Genomic DNA, 22610 nt, shown 5'->3' with positions numbered 1-22610 from the left:
TCATGGGGACGTTACGGATTCGACAGGGATAGTTCGAGCTTAGGTTGCGAGTCGAGGGGATCGGCCTCGTTAAAACGTCAAAGCCTATAATTGGCAAACAAAACAATCTTTCTTTAGCTGCTTAATTGCACTAAAGGTTCCTCCCTCCATCGTCCATGTGGTAGGGTAAGGGACTCAAACTAAGTGGACTACGCCGGAGTTCGCCGTCTGAGGACAAAGGAAGAGAACAACCAGACTAGCAACTTGGAAGCCTGTCGATAGGCCGAAGAGTTCGCGAAATGCTAATATATCGACTACACTCGTAGAAGCTTAAGTGCCGATATTTTTGGACGTGGGTTCGACTCCCACCGTCTCCACCAATACATATTTGGTGGTTTTTTATTTTGTATGATATGAACCATAATTTTGCCAGGTTGGCGAGGTTATGGTTCTTTTTGTTTATGGAAAAGTTATAGTTCTAAAAATAGAATGTATCTAATTCTTTGGTTCTTTCACTTACATCCTCAATGTATCTTGTGTGCTATCCCTTAATGATCACAATTTTATCCCGTCAAAGCCTGAGTGGTGAGGACTGATAATTAGTGGGGATGAACATCCCTGTTTGATCAATTAATACTTCACTTTATTTGAATCTTCATATGTTTTGTGTTTTTATCCATACCTATTGTAAGATTATATAGAGTTCTCCTAATAAGCTGTTTTAATGGATTATTTAGGGGGGGAATTTGTAAATCATAAATTGTTTTTTCGGAATAATTTTTTATATAAATAAGTTATATTGAAGTAGAGGTGAACCATCGGTGAAGCAGGTGTTGGTGATTAAAAATGAACGGTCTTCAGCAAAGAAAATCGTAAGCGGTCTAACGCAAGAAGGCTATTTCATTTTAAAACTTCACAATGAAAACGAAGGTTTAAATATAATATATGAACAAGATTGGGATATTATCATATTGGATTGGGATTCATTAAGTATATCAGGACCAGAAATTTGCAGACAAATACGACTTGTTAAAACGACACCGATTATTATTGTGACTGACAATATTTCTAGTAAGGATTGCGTTGCAGGGTTACAAGCAGGAGCAGATGATTATATAAGAAAACCATTTGCGAAAGAAGAATTAGTAGCAAGGGTTCAAGCAATTTTAAGGAGAAGTGATTGTAACCAGCAAAAGGAGATAAACTTTTTTCAGTTTAAAGATCTCTTTGTTGATGCATCAAGCAATATTGTGAAAAAAGGTGGCGAAAATCTCTCACTTACTAAGCGTGAGTACGATTTACTTGTATTTTTAATCAAAAACAAAAACACGATATTGAGCCGTGAAATGCTTTTGAATCAAGTTTGGGGATATAACGTAGTAGTAAATCCAAATGTAGTAGATTTATATATTGGGTATGTAAGAAAAAAGTTAAAGTGCGAGAAGAAAGACAGATATATTCAAACGATACACGGCAGAGGCTATTCAATGATTGAATGATAAAATAAGGTAATAGAAAAAAGTTTCTTAGAAGTATTAAAAGACGTAAAAAATGGATTATGAAAATATTAGCTATTAATGGGCGTGTTTTGTAGAGGAAATCATGGTTAATCAATACGCCCGACTTCACATATTACTTTCTATGCCTGATTTTATGAATTCGCACCATTCACAAGATTTTCACAGAATTAATGACTATACTAATTAACAGGATGTTCAAATGAAAATGATTATCAATAGCGATTCAATTGAATAAAAGTTACTTTCTAATTCAATCTATGGATGTCATCATTTTCGAAATAAATCACACTATAAGGAGTATACATATGAAAAAATCTATGCTTTTAAAATTAGTGAGTATTCTAGCAATTTTCACTTTAATGTTAGTGGCTTGCTCAGATTCAAGTAAAGAAACTTCGAAGGCTAATAATAAAGATAATGGTAGTGATAAGCCAAAAACGGTTGAAATCACTGATGCTCATGGAACTGTTAAAGTACCTGTAAACCCAAAGAATGTAGTTGCTTTGGATAACAGAACTTTTGAAACTTTATCTGATTGGGGAATTAAACTAGCGGCTGCTCCAAAAGATATCATGCCTGCAGATTCAGCATATAAAAAGGATGATTCAGTTCAAAATATTGGAAATCACCGTGAACCAAATCTTGAAATTATTGCAGCGGCAAACCCTGACCTTGTAATCGTTGGTCAAAGATTTGCTGATCATTACGAAGAAATTAAAAAATTAGTGCCAAATGCAGCTGTTATTGATCTTAATTTTGATGTTTCTGAGAAGGCTACTAAGCCTGGAGAAAACTTAGTAAAAGGACTTAAAGATTCTACAACTACTTTAGGTAAAATCTTTGCTAAAGATAAAGAAGCTAAACAATTAATAGCTGATTTCGATAAATCTATTGAAAAAGCAAAATCTGCTTATAACGGAAAAGATAAAGTTATGAGTGTTATCGTTACTGGTGGAAATATTGGCTTTGCTGCGCCGCACTCTGGTCGCGTTTGGGGACCAATGTATGAAATTTTCGGTTGGACTCCAGCATTAGAAGTGTCTAATTCTACTGCAGGTCATAAAGGTGATGACGTTTCTGTTGAAGCTATCGCACAAACAAATCCTGATTGGCTTTTCGTATTAGATCGTGATGCTGCAACATCTGATGCAGCTAAGTCAACACCTGCTAAGGATGTTATTTCTAAATCACCAGCTCTTCAAAACACAACTGCTGTTTCTAAAAAACAAGTTGTTTATGCACCAGAAGATACTTACACAAATGAATCAATTCAGACTTATGTAGAGTTATTTGGAAATCTTGCAAAAACTTTAGCTAAGTAGTGTAAAGGGGTACGAAACAGTGTCAAAAAATATGATTTCTAGGGTTGAGAATATTTCTCAACCCCAGTTTTATAATCACAATAAAATATGGACAAAACCTTTTATAATAGCGGTTATAGTTGTTATAATTTTAGGGATTATATCACTGTTTACTGGAGTTTATGATATACGTGGACAAGAGGATGGAATGGAGATGTTTTTCATCACTCGTGTTCCGAGAACAGTTGCATTAATGCTTACTGGAGCTGCAATGGCGATGGCAGGGCTCGTAATGCAACTCATTACACAGAATCGCTTTGTTGAACCTACTACAACGGGGACGATTGAATGGTCAGGCTTAGGCCTGCTTTTTGTGTATTTACTATTTCCTGCCCCGACTTTAGTTCAAAGAATGACTGGTGCAATCATTTTTTCTTTTATAGGAACTATGATTTTCTTTCTATTTTTAAGAAGAGTTAAGCTTCGTTCGTCTTTAATTGTCCCGATTATTGGATTGATGCTTGGAGCAGTAATTTCTGCAGTGTCTACTTTTTTAGGACTCCTTTTTCAAAAGACGCAAAGTATTGAAACTTGGTTTGTAGGTTCATTTGCTAACATTCAGGTGGGAAGATATGAATATTTATGGCTGATTGTTATCATTACTTTTCTTATTTTTATGTATGCTAATAGATTGACTTTAGCTGGACTAGGAGAAGATGTCGCAACAAGCCTTGGAGTTAATTATAATAGAATTGTTCTTTTGGGGACTGCCCTTATCTCTGTTGCAGTTGGAATTGTTGCAGCTGTTATTGGACACTTGCCTTTCTTAGGATTAATTGTGCCAAATATCGTTTCAATGTTTAGAGGTGATGATCTTAGGAGTAATTTACCTTGGGTTTGTGTGATCGGAATGGGGTCAATAACTGCCTGTGACATCATTTCTCGAACAATTATACAGCCTTTTGAAGTACCTGTTTCTTTAATACTTGCAACGGTGGGAGCAGTCGTGTTTATTACTATTTTATTGAGACAAAGAAAACCAAGGAGGCTGCGATGATCACATTAGATTATAGAAATAAAGAAAATGTCGAAATCGATTCTAGCCTTCATAATGAAAGTAGATCAGCTAGTGCTTTTCGGTCTAAGAAGGAAGCAAGACGTTATTGGTTTTTACTGATTACATTGATTGCTTTAGGTCTCCTTTCTTCATATGGACTTTTAGTTTATAACAATCCAGTTCCGATAGATTCACCTTCTTTTATCCCAGTTGTTAAGAGAAGGATAGTAGCTATTGTTGCGATGATTATCGCTGCAGTTTGCCATAGTTTGTCGACAGTTGCTTTCCAATCTATTACGAATAACAAAATTATTACTCCTTCGCTTTTAGGTTTCGAATCACTTTATTCAGCAATTCAAACGAGTACAATATTCTTCTTTGGTGCTAGTGCATTAATGAATTTTAATGGAATTGGATCTTTTTTATTCCAAGTTGTTGTTATGGTCTTCATGAGTTTGATACTTTATGGATGGTTACTTTCCGGTAAATACGGGAATTTACAACTTATGCTTTTAGTTGGAATTATTATTGGTACCGGGCTAAATTCTGTGTCAACTTTCATGAGAAAACTACTTGCGCCTTCAGAATTTGATATTTTACAAGCAAGATTATTTGGTTCTGTTAATCATGCAGATCCTGCATATTTTCCTATTGTAATTCCGATGATCATAATTGTAGCAGTATTAATTTTTGCTCATTCTAAGAATTTGAACGTTTTGTCACTAGGAAAGGATGTTGCTACTTCTTTTGGAGTTAAATATCAACCTAGTGTAATTTATACGCTTGTATTAGTAGCTATTTTGATGTCTATTTCAACAGCTCTAATTGGGCCACTTACTTTCTACGGCTTTTTAGTAGCAACGTTGAGTTATCAGGCGGCGTCAACGTATGATCATAGATATATTTTTCCGATGGCTTTTGCTATAGGATTTTTAATAATGACGAGCGCATACTTTTTAATGTATCATGTATTCCATGCTCAAGGTGTAGTTTCAGTTATTATTGAATTATTTGGTGGAATCATATTCTTAACTATAGTTTTAAGGAAGAGGGCTTTATGATAAAAATTGATAATGTTAAAAAGTTCTATACTGATAAGGTAAAAATAGGACCTTTGGATATTGAAATACCAAAAGCAGGCTTTACTTCTTTAATTGGACCAAATGGCGCTGGAAAGTCAACGACACTTTTGATGATTGGCAGACTTTTAGATATGGATGAAGGTCAAATTCAGGTAGCAAATATGGATGTTTCTGAATCCAAATCAAAAGATTTAGCAAAAGTTTTGACTATATTGCGACAAGAAAATCATTTTGTAACTAGGCTTACTGTGAGACAATTAGTTGGATTTGGGCGCTTTCCTTATTCAAAGGGAAGATTGACTAAAGAAGATGAGGCTATCATCTCTAAATATATCGATTTCTTAGATTTAACTAGTTTAGAGAATAGATATTTAGATGAGCTTTCTGGTGGTCAAAGACAAAGGGCATATGTAGCGATGGTATTGTGCCAAGAGACGGAATATGTACTTTTGGACGAACCTTTAAACAACCTTGATGTTGCTCGTTCTGTTCAAATGATGGAGCATTTGAGACGTGCAGCTAATGAATTTGGAAGAACAATTTTGACTGTCATGCATGACATAAATTTTGCAGCTAAATACTCGGATAAAATTTGTGCTATGAAAGATGGACAAATTGCTGCTTTCGGAACAGTAGAAGAAGTTATGGACCCAACACTTTTGACAGATATTTTTGAAACAAAAATAGAAATTATTAATGGTCCTTATGGGCCAATCGCAGTTTATTAGTTATAAAATGTAAAAAAATACTGTAGCTTGCGTAGATTATGCAAGCTACTCTAGTTGAAGTTGCTGTCTATATTTTATAGGCAGCAGCTTTTTTATGTGACTACTCATAAAATGCAAAAGAATGCTTCACCTTTTCAAGTATGTACTAAACGAAAAAAATATCTCTGTATAACTTTTTAAAAGAATTCAGCTTGTTTTTTGTATATGTAATATTGCATATCAGAGTGTATTGATAAAAGTGTAAGGGGTCACTATAATGAGGGCATAAAGATAAATCAAAATTTCGTAGCAATAAAAAGGAGGAAATAATATGGAAATCGCAATGGCAGTTTTAAAATTTGTAGGTGGCGTAATCCCGTTAATTCAAGAACTTTTAAAAGCATTTATGTAAATTTATTAGTTAGCAATCATTATCGTATTTTACTAAAAAAAGAACGGGGTGATTTTTCTGAATATTAAGAAAAACACTAAAAGAAGAAAGTTCCTTGCATGTTTATTAGTTAGTCTATGCACTATTAATTATTCATCTATTTCCTTCGCAGAAACACAAGTAAGTAATACAACTGATGTAACCAAAAATGCTAGTGGCATTGATAATGGTATAGCAAATCTTAAATATAATAATCAAGAGGTTTTAGCTGTAAATGGTGATAAAGTAGAAAGTTTTGTTCCGAAAGAAAGTATCAATTCAAATGGTAAATTTGTAGTAGTGGAACGCGAGAAAAAATCACTTACAACGTCGCCAGTCGATATTTCAATTATTGATTCTGTAGTGAATCGTACGTATCCAGGAGCTGTACAACTTGCAAATAAAGCTTTTGCAGACAATCAACCGAGTTTATTAGTGGCTAAGAGAAAACCTTTGAATATTAGTATAGACTTACCGGGCATGAGAAAAGAAAATACAATCACTGTCCAAAATCCGACATATGGTAATGTAGCTGGAGCAGTAGACGATTTAGTATCTACTTGGAATGAAAAGTATTCTACAACACATACGTTACCTGCAAGAATGCAGTATACGGAATCTATGGTTTATAGTAAATCACAAATCGCAAGTGCTCTTAATGTTAACGCTAAATATCTTGATAACAGTCTAAACATTGATTTTAATGCGGTTGCAAATGGAGAGAAAAAAGTGATGGTAGCGGCGTATAAGCAAATATTTTATACGGTAAGTGCTGAACTACCTAACAATCCATCCGACCTTTTTGATAATAGCGTTACTTTTGACGAGTTAACTCGAAAAGGCGTAAGTAATTCGGCTCCACCTGTTATGGTTTCAAATGTAGCTTATGGTAGAACGATTTATGTAAAATTAGAAACAACATCTAAGAGCAAAGATGTACAAGCTGCTTTTAAAGCCTTACTTAAGAATAACAGCGTTGAAACAAGTGGACAGTATAAAGATATTTTTGAAGAAAGTACCTTTACTGCTGTAGTATTAGGCGGAGATGCGAAAGAGCATAACAAGGTTGTTACTAAAGATTTCAATGAAATCCGAAATATCATTAAAGATAATGCTGAATTAAGTCTTAAAAATCCAGCATACCCAATTTCATATACAAGCACTTTCTTAAAAGATAATGCAACTGCTGCTGTTCATAACAATACAGATTATATTGAGACGACAACTACAGAATATTCAAGTGCTAAAATGACACTTGATCATTACGGTGCTTACGTTGCTCAATTTGATGTATCTTGGGATGAATTCACATTTGACCAAAAGGGTAACGAAGTATTAACACATAAAACGTGGGATGGTAGCGGAAAAGACAAAACGGCTCATTACTCTACAGTTATCCCTCTTCCACCGAACTCAAAAAATATAAAAATTGTAGCAAGAGAATGTACAGGTCTTGCATGGGAATGGTGGAGAACAATTATTAATGAACAAAACGTTCCATTAACAAATGAAATAAAAGTTTCAATTGGAGGAACAACATTATACCCAACAGCTAGTATTAGTCATTAAGTATAAAACAAGCGCCCTATAAGTAGGGCGCTTTTTACTTGGTCACAAATTTTATTTTGTATCGGTATGTTTTTAAGTTTTGTAAATCATCAACTATAAGGTGGGAATATTGTGCAGACGAAAAGCTACATGTTTTTCGTCTTTTCGTTCTCTTGCTTAATAAGAAAGATCCTGTAACTCAGTACAGGATCTTTAATCAAACGTTTTTAAAAGCTAAATTGTGGTTTCATATCACCTTTATAAGGTTCATGTTCAACGAATATAGTTATATCCTTACCAGCTTGGTCTTTACCAGTTCTCTTATACGTAAATTTATTCTTATTTAGTTCAGTAAGTTCAAGAGCAGCACCGTATTTGTTATTTCCAATTGAAACATGGGCTCTTATTTTATTTTTGTGTACAACATCGAAGTAGCCATAATCACCGCGGCTTTGACCTGTTTCGCTATTGAAGAACTCATATTTATTAGATTTGTCATCAAATTTTGCTAGACTTATAAAATTCGAATTAAACTGTGTTACATCGTTACCAGCTTCGTCTAATACCTTTGTTCCGTGCCAAAGGGTACCGCCTAAAATTTTATCTCCATCAACGTTTTTAACAATATCTCCTGTAGTCGTGTTCAGCTGCTTGTCCGGATCAGTGAAAGAAAGTTCTTTTTCTTTATATGGAACATGTTCAACGAAAACTTCTACATCTTTACCGTTAGCGTCTTTCCCCATTCGTTTATAAGTAAATATATTTTTATTTAGTTTTGTCATGTCAACAACAGCTTGATACTTCATTGATTCTGAAATTAATATTCTCTTCTTCCCATCATTTGTGACAAAGAAAGTTCCTTTATCGCCACGACTTGCACCTGTTTTAGCATCAAAAAATTCATATCTGCCGGACTTCACATCATATTTTGCAAGACCAATGAAGTTCGCATTCTCTTTTGTTAAGTCATTCTTATCTTTGTCATACACTCGTGTACCTTGCCAATTTGTCTCGCTAAGAATATTAGCCATTTTTTGCCCTTTAGTTAATTTGTTTTCCTGTTTTGTTTCTTTAGCAACTTGTTCTTGTTTTTGTTTCCCATGATTTTCTTCAGCTTTAGTACCAGCACACCCTGTTAATGCTAATGTGAATCCGAGCAGTACGGATGATAGTGCTTTTGTTTTTTTGTTCATGTTTTATCGTCTCCTTATTTTATGATTTCAAGTAGTACGGTTAGCGATTATAGTAGCAGTGCGTCATATATAAACTTAATTGCTACGTTTCTTATGTTAATCCCCGACTATAAACTGCCTCTAAATAAAACATTAAAAAAAGATAAACTAATTCCTAAAATTTTTTCATACTTATAAAAAGGTCTTTTACATGGGGGTGAATGTAAATTTCTTATTTTGAAACTGGCGTAATCACATTGGGGTATACACATTATGCTTACATTGCGATTTTAGATGTGATGTTATACTGTGTATAAGATTTTATGTGTGTATGTTGTGTCGGTTTTTGTCGGTAAGTCGATATATTTCGAAAATCGCTGATATATTTGGAGTTGCGCCGATATATTTCGAAAATCGCTGATATATTTGGAGTTGCGCTGATATATTTGAAAAATCGCTGATATATTTTGGAGGGGGATAAAAATGATTGTGAAAGAGCGGAAAATGCCCGTATATTTGCTGCAATTAGAAGCTTTACTTAGAAGATTGCCTGCTCATCATCCAAAAAGGAATGTGGTGGTTGAAAGTCTAGCGAAATTTATGGCCGGCTATAAAGGAGAGCAGGCGATTGAATATCCACTTAGTTTTTTACCCGAAACAGAATACAGTATTTTACATGATATTAGGTTATTTGATCAAAAACATTATTTCCAAATTGATACTCTCATAGTTTCATCTTATTTTCTTCTTTTTCTTGAAATAAAAAATATTATTGGTACATTAATTTTTGATGCAAAGTTCAATCAACTTATTCGAATAGTAGATGGTACTACGGAAGAAGGATTCCCAAATCCGCTTTTACAACTGCAACGGCAAGAGATGCAACTGAGAAAATGGCTGAATCTACATGATTTACATAATATTCCGATTGAATCCCTCGTTGTAATTAGTTCCCCTCGTACAATTATTAAAACTTCAGATGAAATACTGTCTAGTAAAATTATCCACAGTGCAAATTTACCTAATAGAATAAAACAGATTAAAAATCAATATAAAGAAAAAGTGATTGATAATATAAATGGACTTATAGGCCAGATTATGAATGAGCACATTCCGCAACGTCAAAATGTTCTTGCGCAATATAAAATTAAAAAAGAGGAATTGCTAAAGGGTGTACAGTGTGAGGAATGTTTTACAATGGCAATGTTAAAAGAAAGACAGGGATGGCGTTGTTCAAATTGCAATAGTATGTCTAAACATGCTCATTTACGTGCTGTACAAGATTACACACTTCTGTTTAGTGTGATAACTACTAATAGCGAATTGAGGGAATTTCTTAATATGGAATCTAGTTCTGCGGTTAAAAGACTCCTCCAAACAATGAACATCACCTTCACTGGCAACAACAAAGGACGAATATATGATTTAACTTCTTTCCAATCGTAATTTTGCTATAATAAATAAGTACTTATACGAAGGGGAGTCTAAAGAGAAAATGAAGTCATTTAATATCGATCATGTTATAGCTAGTGTTTTGCAATGGATATTAAATATAGCCTTAATTATATTATCCATTGTGTTATCAATTTTCTTAGTGAATGAGACAATTACGTTTGTACAGTATATTTTTTCGGCAAAAGAGTATACGTCTTATAAATTGGTTGAAAGTATCATCGTCTACTTCTTATACTTCGAGTTCATTGCATTAATTATTAAGTATTTTAAATCGAACTATCATTTCCCGTTACGCTATTTTATTTATATCGGAATTACGGCCTTAATTCGATTAATTATTGTGTCTCATGAGGAACCGATGGAGACGTTATTATACGCAGGGGCAATTCTTGTTTTAGTTATTGCTTTATACATATCAAATATGAGAGATTTGAGAAAAGAGTAGTAGTGCAGACGTAAGTTTGCACTACTTTTTTACATCTTGACCTTCAAGTTGCTTGAAAGTTTACAATGAAATTAGGGCGTTTGAAATCGAAAAAAATTGAGAAATTAAGTGAAGAGGTTTCTTTTACTTGGAGGTTATAGGAATGAATCAGGAATTGAAGTTACGTCCATTAGAACGAGAAGATTTAAAGTTTGTACACGAACTGAATAATAATGCGCATATTATGTCGTATTGGTTTGAAGAGCCGTATGAGGCATTTGTGGAGCTGCAAGACTTATACGATAAACATATACATGATCAAAGCGAACGCCGATTTATCGTTGAGAAAGACAATGAGATGGTTGGATTAGTTGAGTTAGTAGAAATCGATTATATTCACCGTAGAACAGAATTCCAAATTATTATTGATCCGAATTATCAAGGATATGGTTATGCAGTGGATGCGACGCGTTTAGCAATGGATTACGCTTTTTCTGTATTAAATATGCATAAGATTTATTTAGTTGTGGATAAGGAAAATGAAAAGGCAGTACATGTTTATAAAAAAGTTGGGTTTATGGTAGAAGGTGAGCTTATCGATGAGTTTTTCGTTGATGGTAACTATCATAATGCGATAAGAATGTGTATGTTTCAGAAGCAATATTTTGAAAACAAGTAGTTGAAAGATTCGGAAGTAATGTTGACGCTTCGTAAAACCGTATGCTAAAATCCTTTTTAAGTATTAAGGAAGGTGCATAATATGCTTTATATAAAATTTGTAAAACTCATTAGAAAACTTTGCTCCGCACAAATGTATACGGTGAAGCGTTGTACGGAGCTTAATCAAGGGGTATAAATCCCCTATATTCATCGGCTGAATAACTTTTCTAAAAAAGTATAGTGTATCTATGCTTATTTCGTTATGGTTTTTCAGCTGGTGTATAAAATAGATTAAGGGGCCATAGACAATGCTTTGTCTATGGCCCTTTGTGTATATTATTCCGATGAGTCTTTACTGTAAATTGGAGTAGTATAGGAAAAACCACGAAGCAGAGGGCTAGTGTCGAATGACGCTATCTCTCTGCTTTTTTTAATTTCAGGAAAAGAGGAATAAAAATGAGTTTACTTAAAGTTGAAAGTTTATCACATAGTTTTATAGATAAAGTATTATACGAAAATGCTTCTTTTGATTTGCATAAAGGGGAGCATATGGGAATTGTTGGACAGAATGGTGCAGGAAAAAGCACATTAATGAAAATATTGGTGGGGGAAATTATTCCTGATAAGGGAGACATAAAGTGGCAACCTAATATTCAAATTGGACATCTTGATCAATACGCAGAAATTGATGAGGGTTATACCATTTCACAATATTTAAAGAGAGCCTTTTATGATTTGTATGCAATGGAAAAGAGAATGAACAAGTTATATGAAGAAAGTGCGATGACTGGAGATGAAAATCAACTATTGAAAGCGGCAGAAATTCAAGAACTGCTCGAGGCCCGTGATTTTTATTCAGTAGATAGTATTACGAATAAGGTGGCAGCCGGTTTAGGTATTGATGTGATTGGGATGGATCGTGTGATTGGTGAATTAAGCGGAGGGCAGCGTGCAAAGGTAATTTTAGCAAAGCTCTTATTAGAAGAGCCTAATATTTTATTGCTAGATGAACCGACGAATTTTCTCGATAAGGAGCATGTGGAGTGGCTTGCTAATTATTTAATGAATTTTGAAGGAGCGTTTATTGTCGTATCACATGATTTTGATTTTCTGGAAAAGGTAACTTCTTGCATATGTGATGTAGAGTTCGGAACAGTTAAGAAGTATTACGGCAAATACTCAGATTTTGTAAGACAAAAGGAGCATTTGCGAAAAGATTATATTCGCCAATATTATGCACAGCAAAAGAAAATTGAAAAAACGGAAGAGTATATTCGTAGAAATATTGCTGGGGTGAATTCAAAAATAGCGCAAGGTCGTAGAAAACAATTACAGCGTATGGAAAGAATTGCGCCACCAAGTTTTAATCATAAACCGTCTATTCATTTTCAGGAACTTCCCATTTCAGTTCAGACAGTTCTTGAAGTAAATAATCTTGAAGTTGGTTACGACTTCGCTCTCTTACCAAAGTTGAATTTTTCAGTAATGGGTGGGCAAAAACTTGTTATTACAGGTTTCAATGGAGTAGGGAAATCTACTTTATTAAAAACAATCGTTGGAAATATTGCTAGTATTTCTGGAGAGTTTCACTTTTCAGAGCAAATAAAGATTGGATATTATGAGCAAGATTTAAATTGGAGCAATGATTCTTTAACGCCGCTTCAAATTATTTCAGAACAGTTTCCTAAACTGAATATGAAGGAAATACGCCATCATTTAGCTGCGTGTGGAGTGAAGGATACGCACGTTTCGCAAGAAATTCGTACGTTAAGTGGTGGTGAACAATCGAAGGTGAAACTGTGTGGATTATTACTATCACCTTGTAACTTCTTAATTTTAGATGAGCCGACAAATCATTTGGATGCAGAAGCGAAGGAAGCTTTGCAAAAGGCGTTAATTAAGTTTAAGGGCAGCATTATACTCGTATCTCACGAAGCAAGTTTTTATCTTGATTGGGCAGATAGCATCTTTCATATAGAGACAGGATTAGTTAAGGGGGGGTGAAACATATGAGTGAAAACAATTGGAAAACGAAAATTATATTATTTTTGACCGCTCAAACTATTTCGTTGTTCGGTTCCTCTCTCATGCAATACGCGATTATATGGTATATCACCCTTACAACATCATCAGGAGTGATGTTGACTATTTCAACTGTTTGCGGTTTTTTACCACAAATTGCGATATCTTTGTTTGCAGGTGTTTGGATTGATCGTTATGACCGTAAAAAGATGATTATGTTATCGGATGGAATTATAGCGATTGCGACGTTAGTCTTAGCAATTTTATTTTTAACAGGATATAAAAGTATTTGGTTACTTTTTATTGTGTTACTCATTCGTTCAGCTGGAACAGGAGTACAAACGCCAGCTGTGAATGCATTAATTCCGCAAATCGTTCCGAAAGAGTATCTGATGAAAGTAAATGGAATAAATAGCAGTATTACATCTTTAATTATGTTTCTTTCTCCAGCAGCAAGTGCGACGATTCTTTCTATTTCCAGCATTGAAACAACATTTTTTATTGATGTTATTACGGCTATGATTGGAATTAGTATTATGTTTATTATTCAGGTGGAAGGACATGCGAATGTAGAGAATAAGCAAAAATCTAATCTACAAGGAATTAAAGAAGGATTCTCTTATTTAAAAGAAAATGTATTTATTAAAAGGCTAATCGTTTTATTGATTATCGTCATGATTTTAATAAGTCCAGCTGCTTTTTTAACACCTTTAATGGTAACTCGTTCTTTCGGGGCCGAAATGTGGAGACTTACTGCTAGTGAGATGACCTTTAGTGTGGGAGCGGCAGCTGGTGGCATTTTGATTGCAGCGTGGGGTGGTTTCCGTAATCATACAACAGCGCTAGCTTGTGCGTTGTATGGACTGCTTATGATTGGACTAGGGATCGCTCCGGTATTTATTATGTATTTAGTATTTAACTTTTTAATTGGTATAACAATGCCGTGCTTCAATACACCAGTTACTGTGTTATTGCAAGAGAAAGTAGAACCATCAATGCACGGACGGATGTTTAGCCTTGTACAAATTGCGAATTCATGCGCGCTTCCTTTAGGAATGATAATATTTGGTCCATTGTCGGATATGTTTAGTGTAGAGATTTTGTTAATTTATGCTGGGATATTCGTGCTATTTTGCGCAATGTATATTGTATTAAGCAAGAGGTTTGAAGTGTAAATATTTATAATTTAGAAGGTTTGCGAAGTGATTTAAGATGCTTTGCAAACCTTTTTTTTGTTTGTTTAGTCAATAATTATTTTTTAGATAATATGATGGTAAGAATCTAAGGGGAATTACATAAGTAGAGGAGAATGTGAAATGAAAAATAAATACGTAGTAGCTATTTCTTTCATGATTTTAGCGATTATTTCTTTAACGATACATGCTTCAAACAGTAAAGTAGGAGCGGATGGATTTCTTGAAGAACCTTTCTTTTTCCTAGTACCGATAAGTTATATATTGTTCCTTAGTGGTATTGGTATATTGCTATTTGGATTTATTACTTCAAAGCTGAAAAAGGGCAATAGATAGGGACAAAACACTCACTATGAAATAGAAACATACTATATGGAAGAAAAAGAATAAGTGAGATGAATCATGATGAATTATTATTTTTATAATGGTAGACAAGTAGGAGCTGCTATTACGCTGGCTGGGGCACAAGGGACAATTCATGCTGTGAATCAAGCTATTCAAATGCAGCAACAAGCATATTTTGCACAAATGATGCAAAGTCAGTATATGCCCTATTCACAACTTCCGATGCAAATTATACATTACGATGTACATCCAGCTGGTTTATTTTCCATTCCATATGGCGGGACATATTTCTTATGAAAAAAAGCGACTCAATAGAGTCGCTTTTTTATATTCCGCCTAACTTCATTCCAAGGAAGGCAAAGGCGATACCAATTATGTAAGTAGCACTTAAATATAAAAGAAAGATGTATAGTTTTTTACGATTGAGAAGCTGAACAGATTCTAATTTAAACGTAGAAAATGTAGTGAATGCGCCCATAAATCCAGTACCTAATAATAGTTGCCAGCCTGTAGTGAATCCGTTGCCAATTATATATCCAAGTAAAAATGCCCCTGTTATATTAATAAGGAATGTAGCAATTGGAAATTGTGTTTTATTTCTTTTCTTAAACCAATTGCTAATTGCAAATCGTGTAATCGCACCGAAAAATCCTCCTGTTGCGACTAATAAGGCTTCTATCATGAGTAATCACCTTCCGTAAGAGATTTCTTAATTAAGAAATCTCCAATTGTATGGCCAAGGCCAGACATAATGAGGCCACCAAGTATGCTACATGATACATATAAGAAGCCTATGCTCCACTCAGAATGATTGATCAATTGCACAGTTTCTACACTAAATGTTGAAAAAGTCGTAAAGGAACCGATGAATCCAGTTCCGATGCCTGTGATAATCTCTGAAGGTAAGATGTTTAGCCGAGCGATATAAGTAGTTAGCCACGCTAAGAAGAAGCAACCAATTAAGTTAATGAGTAATGTTGCTAATGGAAATGAATGATGCCAAAATGTGGTGATATTAAGGCCTAAATAATAACGAGAAAGAGCTCCTAATATACCGGCAATGCCGACGATAATATAAATCAATTTTCTCACCTCTTTAAATAGCTTGCTCAAAAAAATAGACTCCTACCAGTATGTATACTGGTAGGAGTCATTAGCTAAGCAGCGTTTATGGCGAACTCCATCGCCTATGATTATTACATATAGTGTACTAAATATACCGTTTAATTTCCAGTGAGGAGGTGGGTGTAACTTTTCTTTTTTTGATGTCTGAAGGTTTTTTAAGTAATTAAAATGGGATCGATTACTTATCAACTAAATATAGTGATATACAGTTTTAATTATGATAAAATGTTTCTTATGTGTGTCGTTTTGTTTCATTTGACTGAAAATAAAGAAAAATAAATTCGCGTGAAAAGGAGTCATTTATTTGAAGAAATTTTTAAAAATCGTATTTATATGTGTTTTAGTAGTAGCGGGCATTGTAGGAGGGTTTCTAGCGTATATGACACTTACTAAAGAACAGCCTGCTGATGTTATAAGCTTGAAGGTGGAGAATAATAAGGAGCGCGTATTAGCGACTGGAAATGAATTTAAAGTTACAACATTTAATATTGGATATGCTGGGTTAGATAAGGACCAAGATTTCTTTATGGATGGTGGAAAGGGATCTGGTTCAAGTAGTAAAGAGCAAACGGAAACTAATTTAAAGAATATGCTTTCGTTTTTACAAAATGAGAATAGTGATTTTGCGCTATTACAAGAAGTTGATATAAAGTCACTTCGTTCATTTGATGTAAATGGACATGAATTTTTGAAAAAAGGATTACCTGATTATGTTTCGTCATTTGGCAAGAACTACGATACGAAATGGGTTCCAGTGCCAATAACAAATCCAATGGGATATGCGGAGGCTGGATTAAGTACGTTTTCTAAATACACTGTTCAAGAAGCGAAGAGGTTCCAGCTTCCTGGAATGGAGCCTTGGCCAAAGCGTTTGTTTGATTTAGATCGAGCAATTGTGGAATATAAAATTCCTGTTAATAATGGGAAACATGTTAGACTCGTAAATTTACATTTGTCTGCTTATGATGAAGGCGGGAAAATTAGAAAACAGCAAGTAGAGTATTTAAAAGAATATATGAACAAGCATTATGAAAATGGTGATTACGTAATAATGGGTGGAGATTGGAATCAATTGGTTTCGAACGCTCAATTAAGTGATCCGAAGTTCGTGAAAGAGCGTCCTGAGTGGTTAGTAGAGTTACCGAAGGACTTTACAGACGGTGGCTTTAAGTGGGCTGTAGATCCGTCTGTTATGACTGTAAGAGATGATGTAAAGAAATATGTAGAAGGTGAAAATTTCGTCACTATTATTGATGGCTTTATCGTTTCACCGAATGTAGAGATTGTAAATGTACAAGGGAAAGATTTAAAGTTTGAAAATAGCGATCATAACCCAGTAAGTGCGGTATTTAAACTGAAGTAATTGATATGTATAAGTAGAAGGTGGGGCTTCATATGGAGTGGTTAAAGAGGACTTGTTTTTCTAACCTTGAGAAAGAATCACAGAAAAATCATTTATTACTGTTTATAACGATTTGTAGTTTCTTCCTTGGGATAATCGCGATTGGGTATTATGGATATATTTTTACAGAGAGAGCAATAGCATTTTGGATTTGTGGTATTTCTGTCGTTGCATTTGGAACGCTTTTTACTTTTATAAAAAGTATGGAATCAGTGTATAAATATATCATGACATTTATGTTGCTTACAATGTCTTACATTATGGTACAAGCTTTTAATGAAAGCCCGGCTGTATTTCAAATGGTCTATTTTACATTAGCTGTTTCACTTATTTACTTAAGTGAGCGCCTCATTTTAATTCTTGGCGGGATAGCTGTTGTGATCACATTTATCCTTTGTAGCTATTGGCCGGAGCAATTTTTTGCTTATACAGCCTCGTCTGAAGCTGCTAATTTCGCAAGTTTGTTAGCGATTGTAACAATCGCTATGTGGGGCGTCACGAAAATCGGTTCTAATCTGCTCCTTCGTTTAAGTGATGAGAAGCAAGAAGTAATGAGAAAAGCTCAGGAGTTAGAAGAGACGCAAAGACTTATTGAAGAAACAGTTGTGAAACTAGATAGTAATTTCAATCATTTAAGACAAAATATGAACACGTCGATGGAATCGATGAGTGAAATTAATTTTGCCTTTGAAGAGGTGGCAGTTGGTACGCAATCACAATCAGAGATGATGTATCGTTCGGTAGAAGTATTGAATGATATGGAGGGAAATATTGAACAAATCATCTCTCAAGTAAGAACTGCATCGGCTCGTGTGGATGAAAGCTTAGAAATTTCAAAAGGTAGTGTACATACTCTAAGAAATTTTGAAACTAACATGAGAAGTTTAAATGATGTTGTTTCACAGTCTGGAATTATATTTAGAGATTTAATGATGCAATCGAAACAAATTAATGAAATTGTAGATGTAATAACGAATATTTCAAGTCAGACGAGTTTGCTAGCTTTAAATGCAAATATTGAAGCTGCGAGGGCAGGCGAGCATGGAAAAGGTTTTGCTATTGTAGCGAGTGAAGTGTTAAAGCTTGCTGAAGAATCAAATCGTTCTGCGGGAAGAATTCAAGGGATTTTGAAGGAGTTTAGTAATCAAGCAAGTAAGGTAGAAGTGCAGGTAGAGAAATCAGAAAGAGTACAAGAAGAATGTAACGAGATGTTAGCAAGTGTTTTAACAAATGTAACTGATTTAGGGAAGTTTATTGATGCGATTAATGAAGTAATGCGAGAGGTTGTTGTTCATCAAGAAAGTTTCCAAGTTAAAACGACGAATATCGTAAAGGATGTTACGCATGCTTCTAACGTAATTCAGCAAACTTCTACAGCTACAGAAGAAGTGCTAGCGAGTGTGGAAGAAGAAAAACATCGAAATGATACGTCAGTGAAGACGTTACAAACTGTTAGCGAGCAAGTGAAGTTGTTAGAAGATATTTTAGAAAAGTAATATTGCTTAGAAAGAGCACGAATGATGTGCTCTTTTTTCATTGAAACGAATACTTGATAGGAATTTAATTGCTTTTCTGCGCGTTTTCTGCCAAGCTTAAGGAGATAAAGTGAGACTAGTACATACTGATTATTAGCCCTCACCAATCAAGCTATCCGCAAATAGCGGAATAAAATACTTCAAAGAAAGAATTATATAGGTGACGCATATGATCGAAGTTAAGACTTCTGAACTTAGTGATGGAGAATTTAATAGAGGTGTATTTGCAACTCGTGATATTAAAAAGGGTGAGTTGATACACGCAGCACCAGTTATCTCTTATCCGAATGAACAGCATGAACATATTGAGAAAACGTTACTTGCTGATTACGCATTTGAGTATGGAATCAATCATACGGCAATCCTTTTAGGATATGGTATGTTATTTAATCATTCATATACACCGAATGCAACGTATGACATCGTTTTTGAGAATCATACATTTAACTTCTATGCTTATAAAGATATAAAAGCAGGAGAAGAAATTTTAATCAATTATAATGGTGAAGTTGATAACGATGAGCTGTTATGGTTTGATAAAGAAAAAGAAGAGAACGAAAAGTAATATAAAGAGTATAGAAAGAGCACATTCTGTGGGATGTGCTCTTTTTGTTGATGTAAATAAAGTAAAAAGTACAAAAAAATACCACTTTCTTTTTATATGGTATAGTAAGATACTGAGGGATAGTGTTTTGAAAAAGTCACATATTTTACAAATTGTTGTCTTTCTGATGACATGTCAAGTTTAGTAGTCCATTTGGGTTGCTTTATTATGCAATATATATTTTAATATGATTGGCACCTCTTATAAATTAAGAGGTTTATAGGTGTCTCGAATTGATTTTGGGTACACTGTATCCACCACTTTAGGTTCTTTCATGTACGTGGGGATATTATGGGCCCGTATAACGGGATAAAATGAATATAGAAATAGAGGAATCGTAAAATGAATATGCAAGAGGTTTATAAATATTTAAGTACGGTATTGCCTGAAGGACATGTTAAACAAGATGAAATGTTAAAGAATCATACGCATATTAAAGTTGGCGGAAAAGCAGATGTTTTTGTTGCGCCTACAAATTATGATGAAATTCAAGAAGTTATTAAATATGCGAACGAATATAATATTCCAGTTACGTTTTTAGGAAATGGATCGAATGTCATTATTAAAGATGGTGGAATTCGCGGGATTACAGTAAGTTTAATTCATATTACAGGTGTTACTGTAACAGGAACGACGATTGTAGCACAGTGTGGTGCAGCAATTATTGACGTATCACGTATTGCCTTAGACCATAACTTAACGGGTCTTGAGTTTGCTTGTGGTATTCCAGGTTCAGTTGGCGGAGCATTATATATGAATGCTGGTGCATACGGCGGTGAAATTTCGTTTGTATTAACAGAAGCTGTCGTAATGACAGGTGATGGAGAGCTACGTACTTTGACGAAAGAAGCATTTGAATTTGGATATCGTAAGAGTGTATTTGCGAACAACCATTACATTATTCTTGAAGCGAGATTTGAACTTGAAGAAGGTGTACATGAAGAAATTAAAGCCAAAATGGATGATTTAACGTTTAAACGTGAGTCAAAACAGCCTCTAGAATATCCTTCATGTGGTAGCGTATTTAAGCGCCCACCAAATAACTTTGCTGGTAAGTTAATTCAAGACTCAGGACTACAAGGTAAGCGAATTGGTGGAGTAGAAGTTTCTTTAAAACACGCTGGATTTATGGTGAATGTTGATAACGGAACAGCACAAGATTACATCGATTTAATTCACTTCGTACAAAAGACAGTTGAAGAGAAATTTGGCGTGAAGTTGGAGCGAGAAGTAAGGATTATTGGAGAAGATAAAGAATAACGAAATACGTATGAAGATATGAATTATTTTAAAATAACATTTGGGTATTGTTGACAATTTGTTTTCGATTCAATATAATGGCTAATAATTTAACAAATAACATACGTTGAAAGAGCCCAGTAGCAGTTTGTCACTGTTAACGAGAGAGCTAGGGGTTGCTGGAACCTAGCACAAACAAACTTGCGAATTACACTCTGGAGTATCTTAGGTAATGCTAAGCGGACTAGCAATCGATATTATTGCTAAGAGTGGTATGAGTAGCTATGCTATTTATGCAAACTGGGTGGTAACACGGTGAATAATCGTCCCTATGTCTATCGTAGACATAGGGGCTTTTTTGTTTTTAAAAAGTAAAGGGGATGACAAATGATGAATATTATTGATGAATTAGAATGGCGCGGCGCCGTTAATCAGCAGACTGACGAAGAAGGCTTACGTAAGCTAGTAGAAGAGAAAAAGATTTCACTATATTGCGGAGTTGATCCAACTGGTGATAGTATGCATATCGGACATTTGATTCCGTTTATGATGATGAAGAGATTCCAATTAGCTGGCCATCATCCTGTTATTTTAATTGGCGGGGCAACAGGAACAATTGGTGATCCGAGTGGACGACAATCAGAGCGTCAGCTTCAAACGTTAGAAGTGGTTCAGCATAATGTAGATGCGTTAACAGCACAAATGAAAAAGCTATTTGATTTTGGTGGAAATAGCGAAGTGAAGATGGTAAATAACTATGATTGGACACATGAAATAAATATTATTGAGTTTTTACGTGATTACGGGAAAAACTTTAGCATCAATAGCATGTTAGCGAAGGATATTGTAGCAAGTCGCTTAGATACAGGTATTTCTTTCACAGAATTCACGTACCAAATTTTGCAAGCGATGGATTTCCACCATTTATACACGAAAGAGGATGTTCAGCTGCAAATTGGTGGTAGTGACCAATGGGGAAATATTACGAGTGGTTTAGATTTAATTCGTAAGTTAGAAGGTCATGAGGCGAAAGTATTCGGATTAACGATTCCGTTATTATTAAAATCGGACGGTACGAAGTTTGGTAAATCAGCGGGTGGTGCGGTTTGGCTTGATCCTGAAAAAACGACGCCGTTTGAATTTTACCAGTTCTGGGTAAATACAGATGACCGTGACGTAATTAAATACTTGAAATACTTTACGTTCTTAACGAAAGAGCGTATTGATGAATTAGCAACGAAGGTAGAAGCGGAACCTCATAAACGTGAAGCGCAAAAAGTGTTAGCGGAAGAAATGACGAAATTTGTTCATGGAGAAGAGGCGTTCCTGCAAGCTGAGAAAATTACAGCAGCGTTATTTAGCGGAGATATTAAATCGTTAACAGCTGATGAAATTGAACAAGGCTTTAAAGAAATGCCAACATTCCAGTCTTCAAAAGAGACGAAAAACATCGTAGAGTGGCTAGTCGATTTAGGGATTGAACCATCTAGACGACAAGCACGCGAGGACATTAATAATGGTGCGATTTCTATGAATGGTGAGAAAGTAACAGATGTGGGTACAGATGTTACTGTAGAAAATTCATTTGATGGAAGATTTATTATTATTCGTAAAGGGAAGAAGAACTACAGTCTTGTGAAATTAGGATAATAAGTAAGGCTGGAAAATATATCGGCGATTTTTCGAATATATCGACCGTAACTCGAATTATATCGGCGATTTTTGAAATATATCAGCGCAAATCCGAATATATCAGCGATTTTCCCAATATATCGATTTATCGACAAAAAGCGACAATAAGAGCTGTTCC

General features: G+C 34.7%; 21 protein-coding genes, 1 other RNA gene, 1 riboswitch and 1 other annotated feature. Of the genes, 19 read left to right on the top strand and 3 right to left on the bottom strand.

What is annotated here, in order from left to right; all coding sequences use genetic code 11:
• Positions 1-4: 4 nt before the first annotated feature.
• The 7 genes from ssrA (at position 5) to alo (ending at position 7645) form a co-directional block, all read left to right on the top strand.
• Positions 5-359: a transfer-messenger RNA gene (gene ssrA, locus NST86_RS26045) on the top strand.
• 441 nt (positions 360-800) lie between these two features.
• Positions 801-1478: a response regulator transcription factor gene (locus NST86_RS26040; protein ID WP_000815815.1), complete on the top strand. Its 678-nt coding sequence runs from the start codon at positions 801-803 to the stop codon at positions 1476-1478.
• Positions 1479-1804: 326 nt separating this feature from the next.
• Positions 1805-2821 (top strand): siderophore ABC transporter substrate-binding protein, encoded by a 1017-nt coding sequence (locus NST86_RS26035; RefSeq protein WP_061664395.1) that lies wholly within the window; start codon positions 1805-1807, stop codon positions 2819-2821.
• Between the two features lie 19 nt (positions 2822-2840).
• Positions 2841-3857: an ABC transporter permease gene (locus NST86_RS26030; RefSeq protein WP_016118874.1), complete on the top strand. Its 1017-nt coding sequence runs from the start codon at positions 2841-2843 to the stop codon at positions 3855-3857.
• Positions 3854-4918 (top strand): iron chelate uptake ABC transporter family permease subunit, encoded by a 1065-nt coding sequence (locus NST86_RS26025; protein WP_016118873.1) that lies wholly within the window; start codon positions 3854-3856, stop codon positions 4916-4918. Before NST86_RS26030 ends, NST86_RS26025 begins: the two co-directional genes overlap by 4 nt.
• Positions 4915-5667 carry an iron ABC transporter ATP-binding protein gene (locus NST86_RS26020; RefSeq protein ID WP_000590061.1) on the top strand — a complete coding sequence of 251 codons (753 nt, stop codon included), beginning with the start codon at positions 4915-4917 and terminating at the stop codon, positions 5665-5667. The genes NST86_RS26025 and NST86_RS26020 overlap by 4 nt, the downstream gene beginning before the upstream one ends.
• 439 nt (positions 5668-6106) lie before the next feature.
• On the top strand, positions 6107-7645 hold the full coding sequence (alo, locus tag NST86_RS26015; RefSeq protein WP_000576742.1) for an anthrolysin O/cereolysin O family cholesterol-dependent cytolysin Alo: 1539 nt from the start codon (positions 6107-6109) through the stop codon (positions 7643-7645).
• Positions 7646-7851: 206 nt separating this feature from the next.
• Here alo and NST86_RS26010 read toward each other — a convergent pair whose 3' ends face one another.
• Positions 7852-8817, bottom strand: coding sequence for a DUF4822 domain-containing protein (locus NST86_RS26010; RefSeq protein ID WP_061664394.1), 966 nt, complete (start codon positions 8815-8817; stop codon positions 7852-7854).
• 462 nt (positions 8818-9279) lie between these two features.
• On the opposite strand from NST86_RS26010, the gene NST86_RS26005 reads away from it, so the two are divergent.
• The 7 genes from NST86_RS26005 (at position 9280) to NST86_RS25975 (ending at position 15192) form a co-directional block, all read left to right on the top strand.
• Positions 9280-10242, top strand: coding sequence for a nuclease-related domain-containing protein (locus tag NST86_RS26005; RefSeq protein WP_061664393.1), 963 nt, complete (start codon positions 9280-9282; stop codon positions 10240-10242).
• Positions 10243-10291: 49 nt separating this feature from the next.
• On the top strand, positions 10292-10696 hold the full coding sequence (gene psiE, locus NST86_RS26000; RefSeq protein ID WP_000834708.1) for a phosphate-starvation-inducible protein PsiE: 405 nt from the start codon (positions 10292-10294) through the stop codon (positions 10694-10696).
• 142 nt (positions 10697-10838) lie between these two features.
• Positions 10839-11354, top strand: coding sequence for a spermidine N1-acetyltransferase (gene speG, locus NST86_RS25995; protein ID WP_001071092.1), 516 nt, complete (start codon positions 10839-10841; stop codon positions 11352-11354).
• 437 nt (positions 11355-11791) lie between these two features.
• Entirely contained in the window at positions 11792-13339 is a 1548-nt protein-coding gene (locus NST86_RS25990) for an ABC-F family ATP-binding cassette domain-containing protein (RefSeq protein WP_061664392.1), read from the top strand.
• Between the two features lie 5 nt (positions 13340-13344).
• Positions 13345-14532, top strand: a complete 1188-nt coding sequence (locus NST86_RS25985; RefSeq protein ID WP_061664391.1) for an MFS transporter — start codon at positions 13345-13347, stop codon at positions 14530-14532.
• 141 nt (positions 14533-14673) lie between these two features.
• Positions 14674-14886 carry a DUF3955 domain-containing protein gene (locus NST86_RS25980; RefSeq protein WP_000792610.1) on the top strand — a complete coding sequence of 71 codons (213 nt, stop codon included), beginning with the start codon at positions 14674-14676 and terminating at the stop codon, positions 14884-14886.
• A 66-nt stretch (positions 14887-14952) separates the two neighbouring features.
• On the top strand, positions 14953-15192 hold the full coding sequence (locus NST86_RS25975; RefSeq protein ID WP_061664390.1) for a DUF3947 family protein: 240 nt from the start codon (positions 14953-14955) through the stop codon (positions 15190-15192).
• Positions 15193-15220: 28 nt separating this feature from the next.
• On the opposite strand, the gene crcB (NST86_RS25970) is transcribed toward NST86_RS25975, so the two are convergent.
• Both crcB (NST86_RS25970) and crcB (NST86_RS25965) read right to left on the bottom strand, forming a co-directional pair.
• Entirely contained in the window at positions 15221-15577 is a 357-nt protein-coding gene (gene crcB, locus NST86_RS25970; protein ID WP_000568575.1) for a fluoride efflux transporter CrcB, read from the bottom strand.
• Positions 15574-15978 carry a fluoride efflux transporter CrcB gene (gene crcB, locus NST86_RS25965; protein ID WP_000639314.1) on the bottom strand — a complete coding sequence of 135 codons (405 nt, stop codon included), beginning with the start codon at positions 15976-15978 and terminating at the stop codon, positions 15574-15576. Before crcB (NST86_RS25965) ends, crcB (NST86_RS25970) begins: the two co-directional genes overlap by 4 nt.
• A gap of 54 nt (positions 15979-16032) precedes the next feature.
• Positions 16033-16092, bottom strand: a riboswitch (Fluoride riboswitch).
• Positions 16093-16324: 232 nt separating this feature from the next.
• Here crcB (NST86_RS25965) and NST86_RS25960 point away from each other — a divergent pair.
• The 5 genes from NST86_RS25960 (at position 16325) to tyrS (ending at position 22450) form a co-directional block, all read left to right on the top strand.
• Entirely contained in the window at positions 16325-17383 is a 1059-nt protein-coding gene (locus NST86_RS25960) for an endonuclease/exonuclease/phosphatase family protein (RefSeq protein WP_063263852.1), read from the top strand.
• Between the two features lie 32 nt (positions 17384-17415).
• Positions 17416-18918 carry a DUF4077 domain-containing protein gene (locus NST86_RS25955; RefSeq protein WP_061664389.1) on the top strand — a complete coding sequence of 501 codons (1503 nt, stop codon included), beginning with the start codon at positions 17416-17418 and terminating at the stop codon, positions 18916-18918.
• Positions 18919-19126: 208 nt separating this feature from the next.
• On the top strand, positions 19127-19522 hold the full coding sequence (locus NST86_RS25950; protein WP_000573649.1) for an SET domain-containing protein: 396 nt from the start codon (positions 19127-19129) through the stop codon (positions 19520-19522).
• Between the two features lie 381 nt (positions 19523-19903).
• On the top strand, positions 19904-20821 hold the full coding sequence (gene murB / locus NST86_RS25945) for a UDP-N-acetylmuramate dehydrogenase (protein ID WP_001057102.1): 918 nt from the start codon (positions 19904-19906) through the stop codon (positions 20819-20821).
• 97 nt (positions 20822-20918) lie between these two features.
• Positions 20919-21134 (top strand) — a binding site (T-box leader).
• 56 nt (positions 21135-21190) lie between these two features.
• Positions 21191-22450 carry a tyrosine--tRNA ligase gene (gene tyrS / locus NST86_RS25940; RefSeq protein ID WP_016118864.1) on the top strand — a complete coding sequence of 420 codons (1260 nt, stop codon included), beginning with the start codon at positions 21191-21193 and terminating at the stop codon, positions 22448-22450.
• Positions 22451-22610 lie beyond the last annotated feature (160 nt).

It is taken from the genome of Bacillus sp. FSL L8-0199 (assembly GCF_038005705.1).
Classification (GTDB): Bacteria; Bacillota; Bacilli; order Bacillales; family Bacillaceae_G; genus Bacillus_A; species Bacillus_A cereus.
Note: the sequence above shows the minus strand (reverse complement) of the source record. Positions and strands in the feature narration are given on the sequence as shown.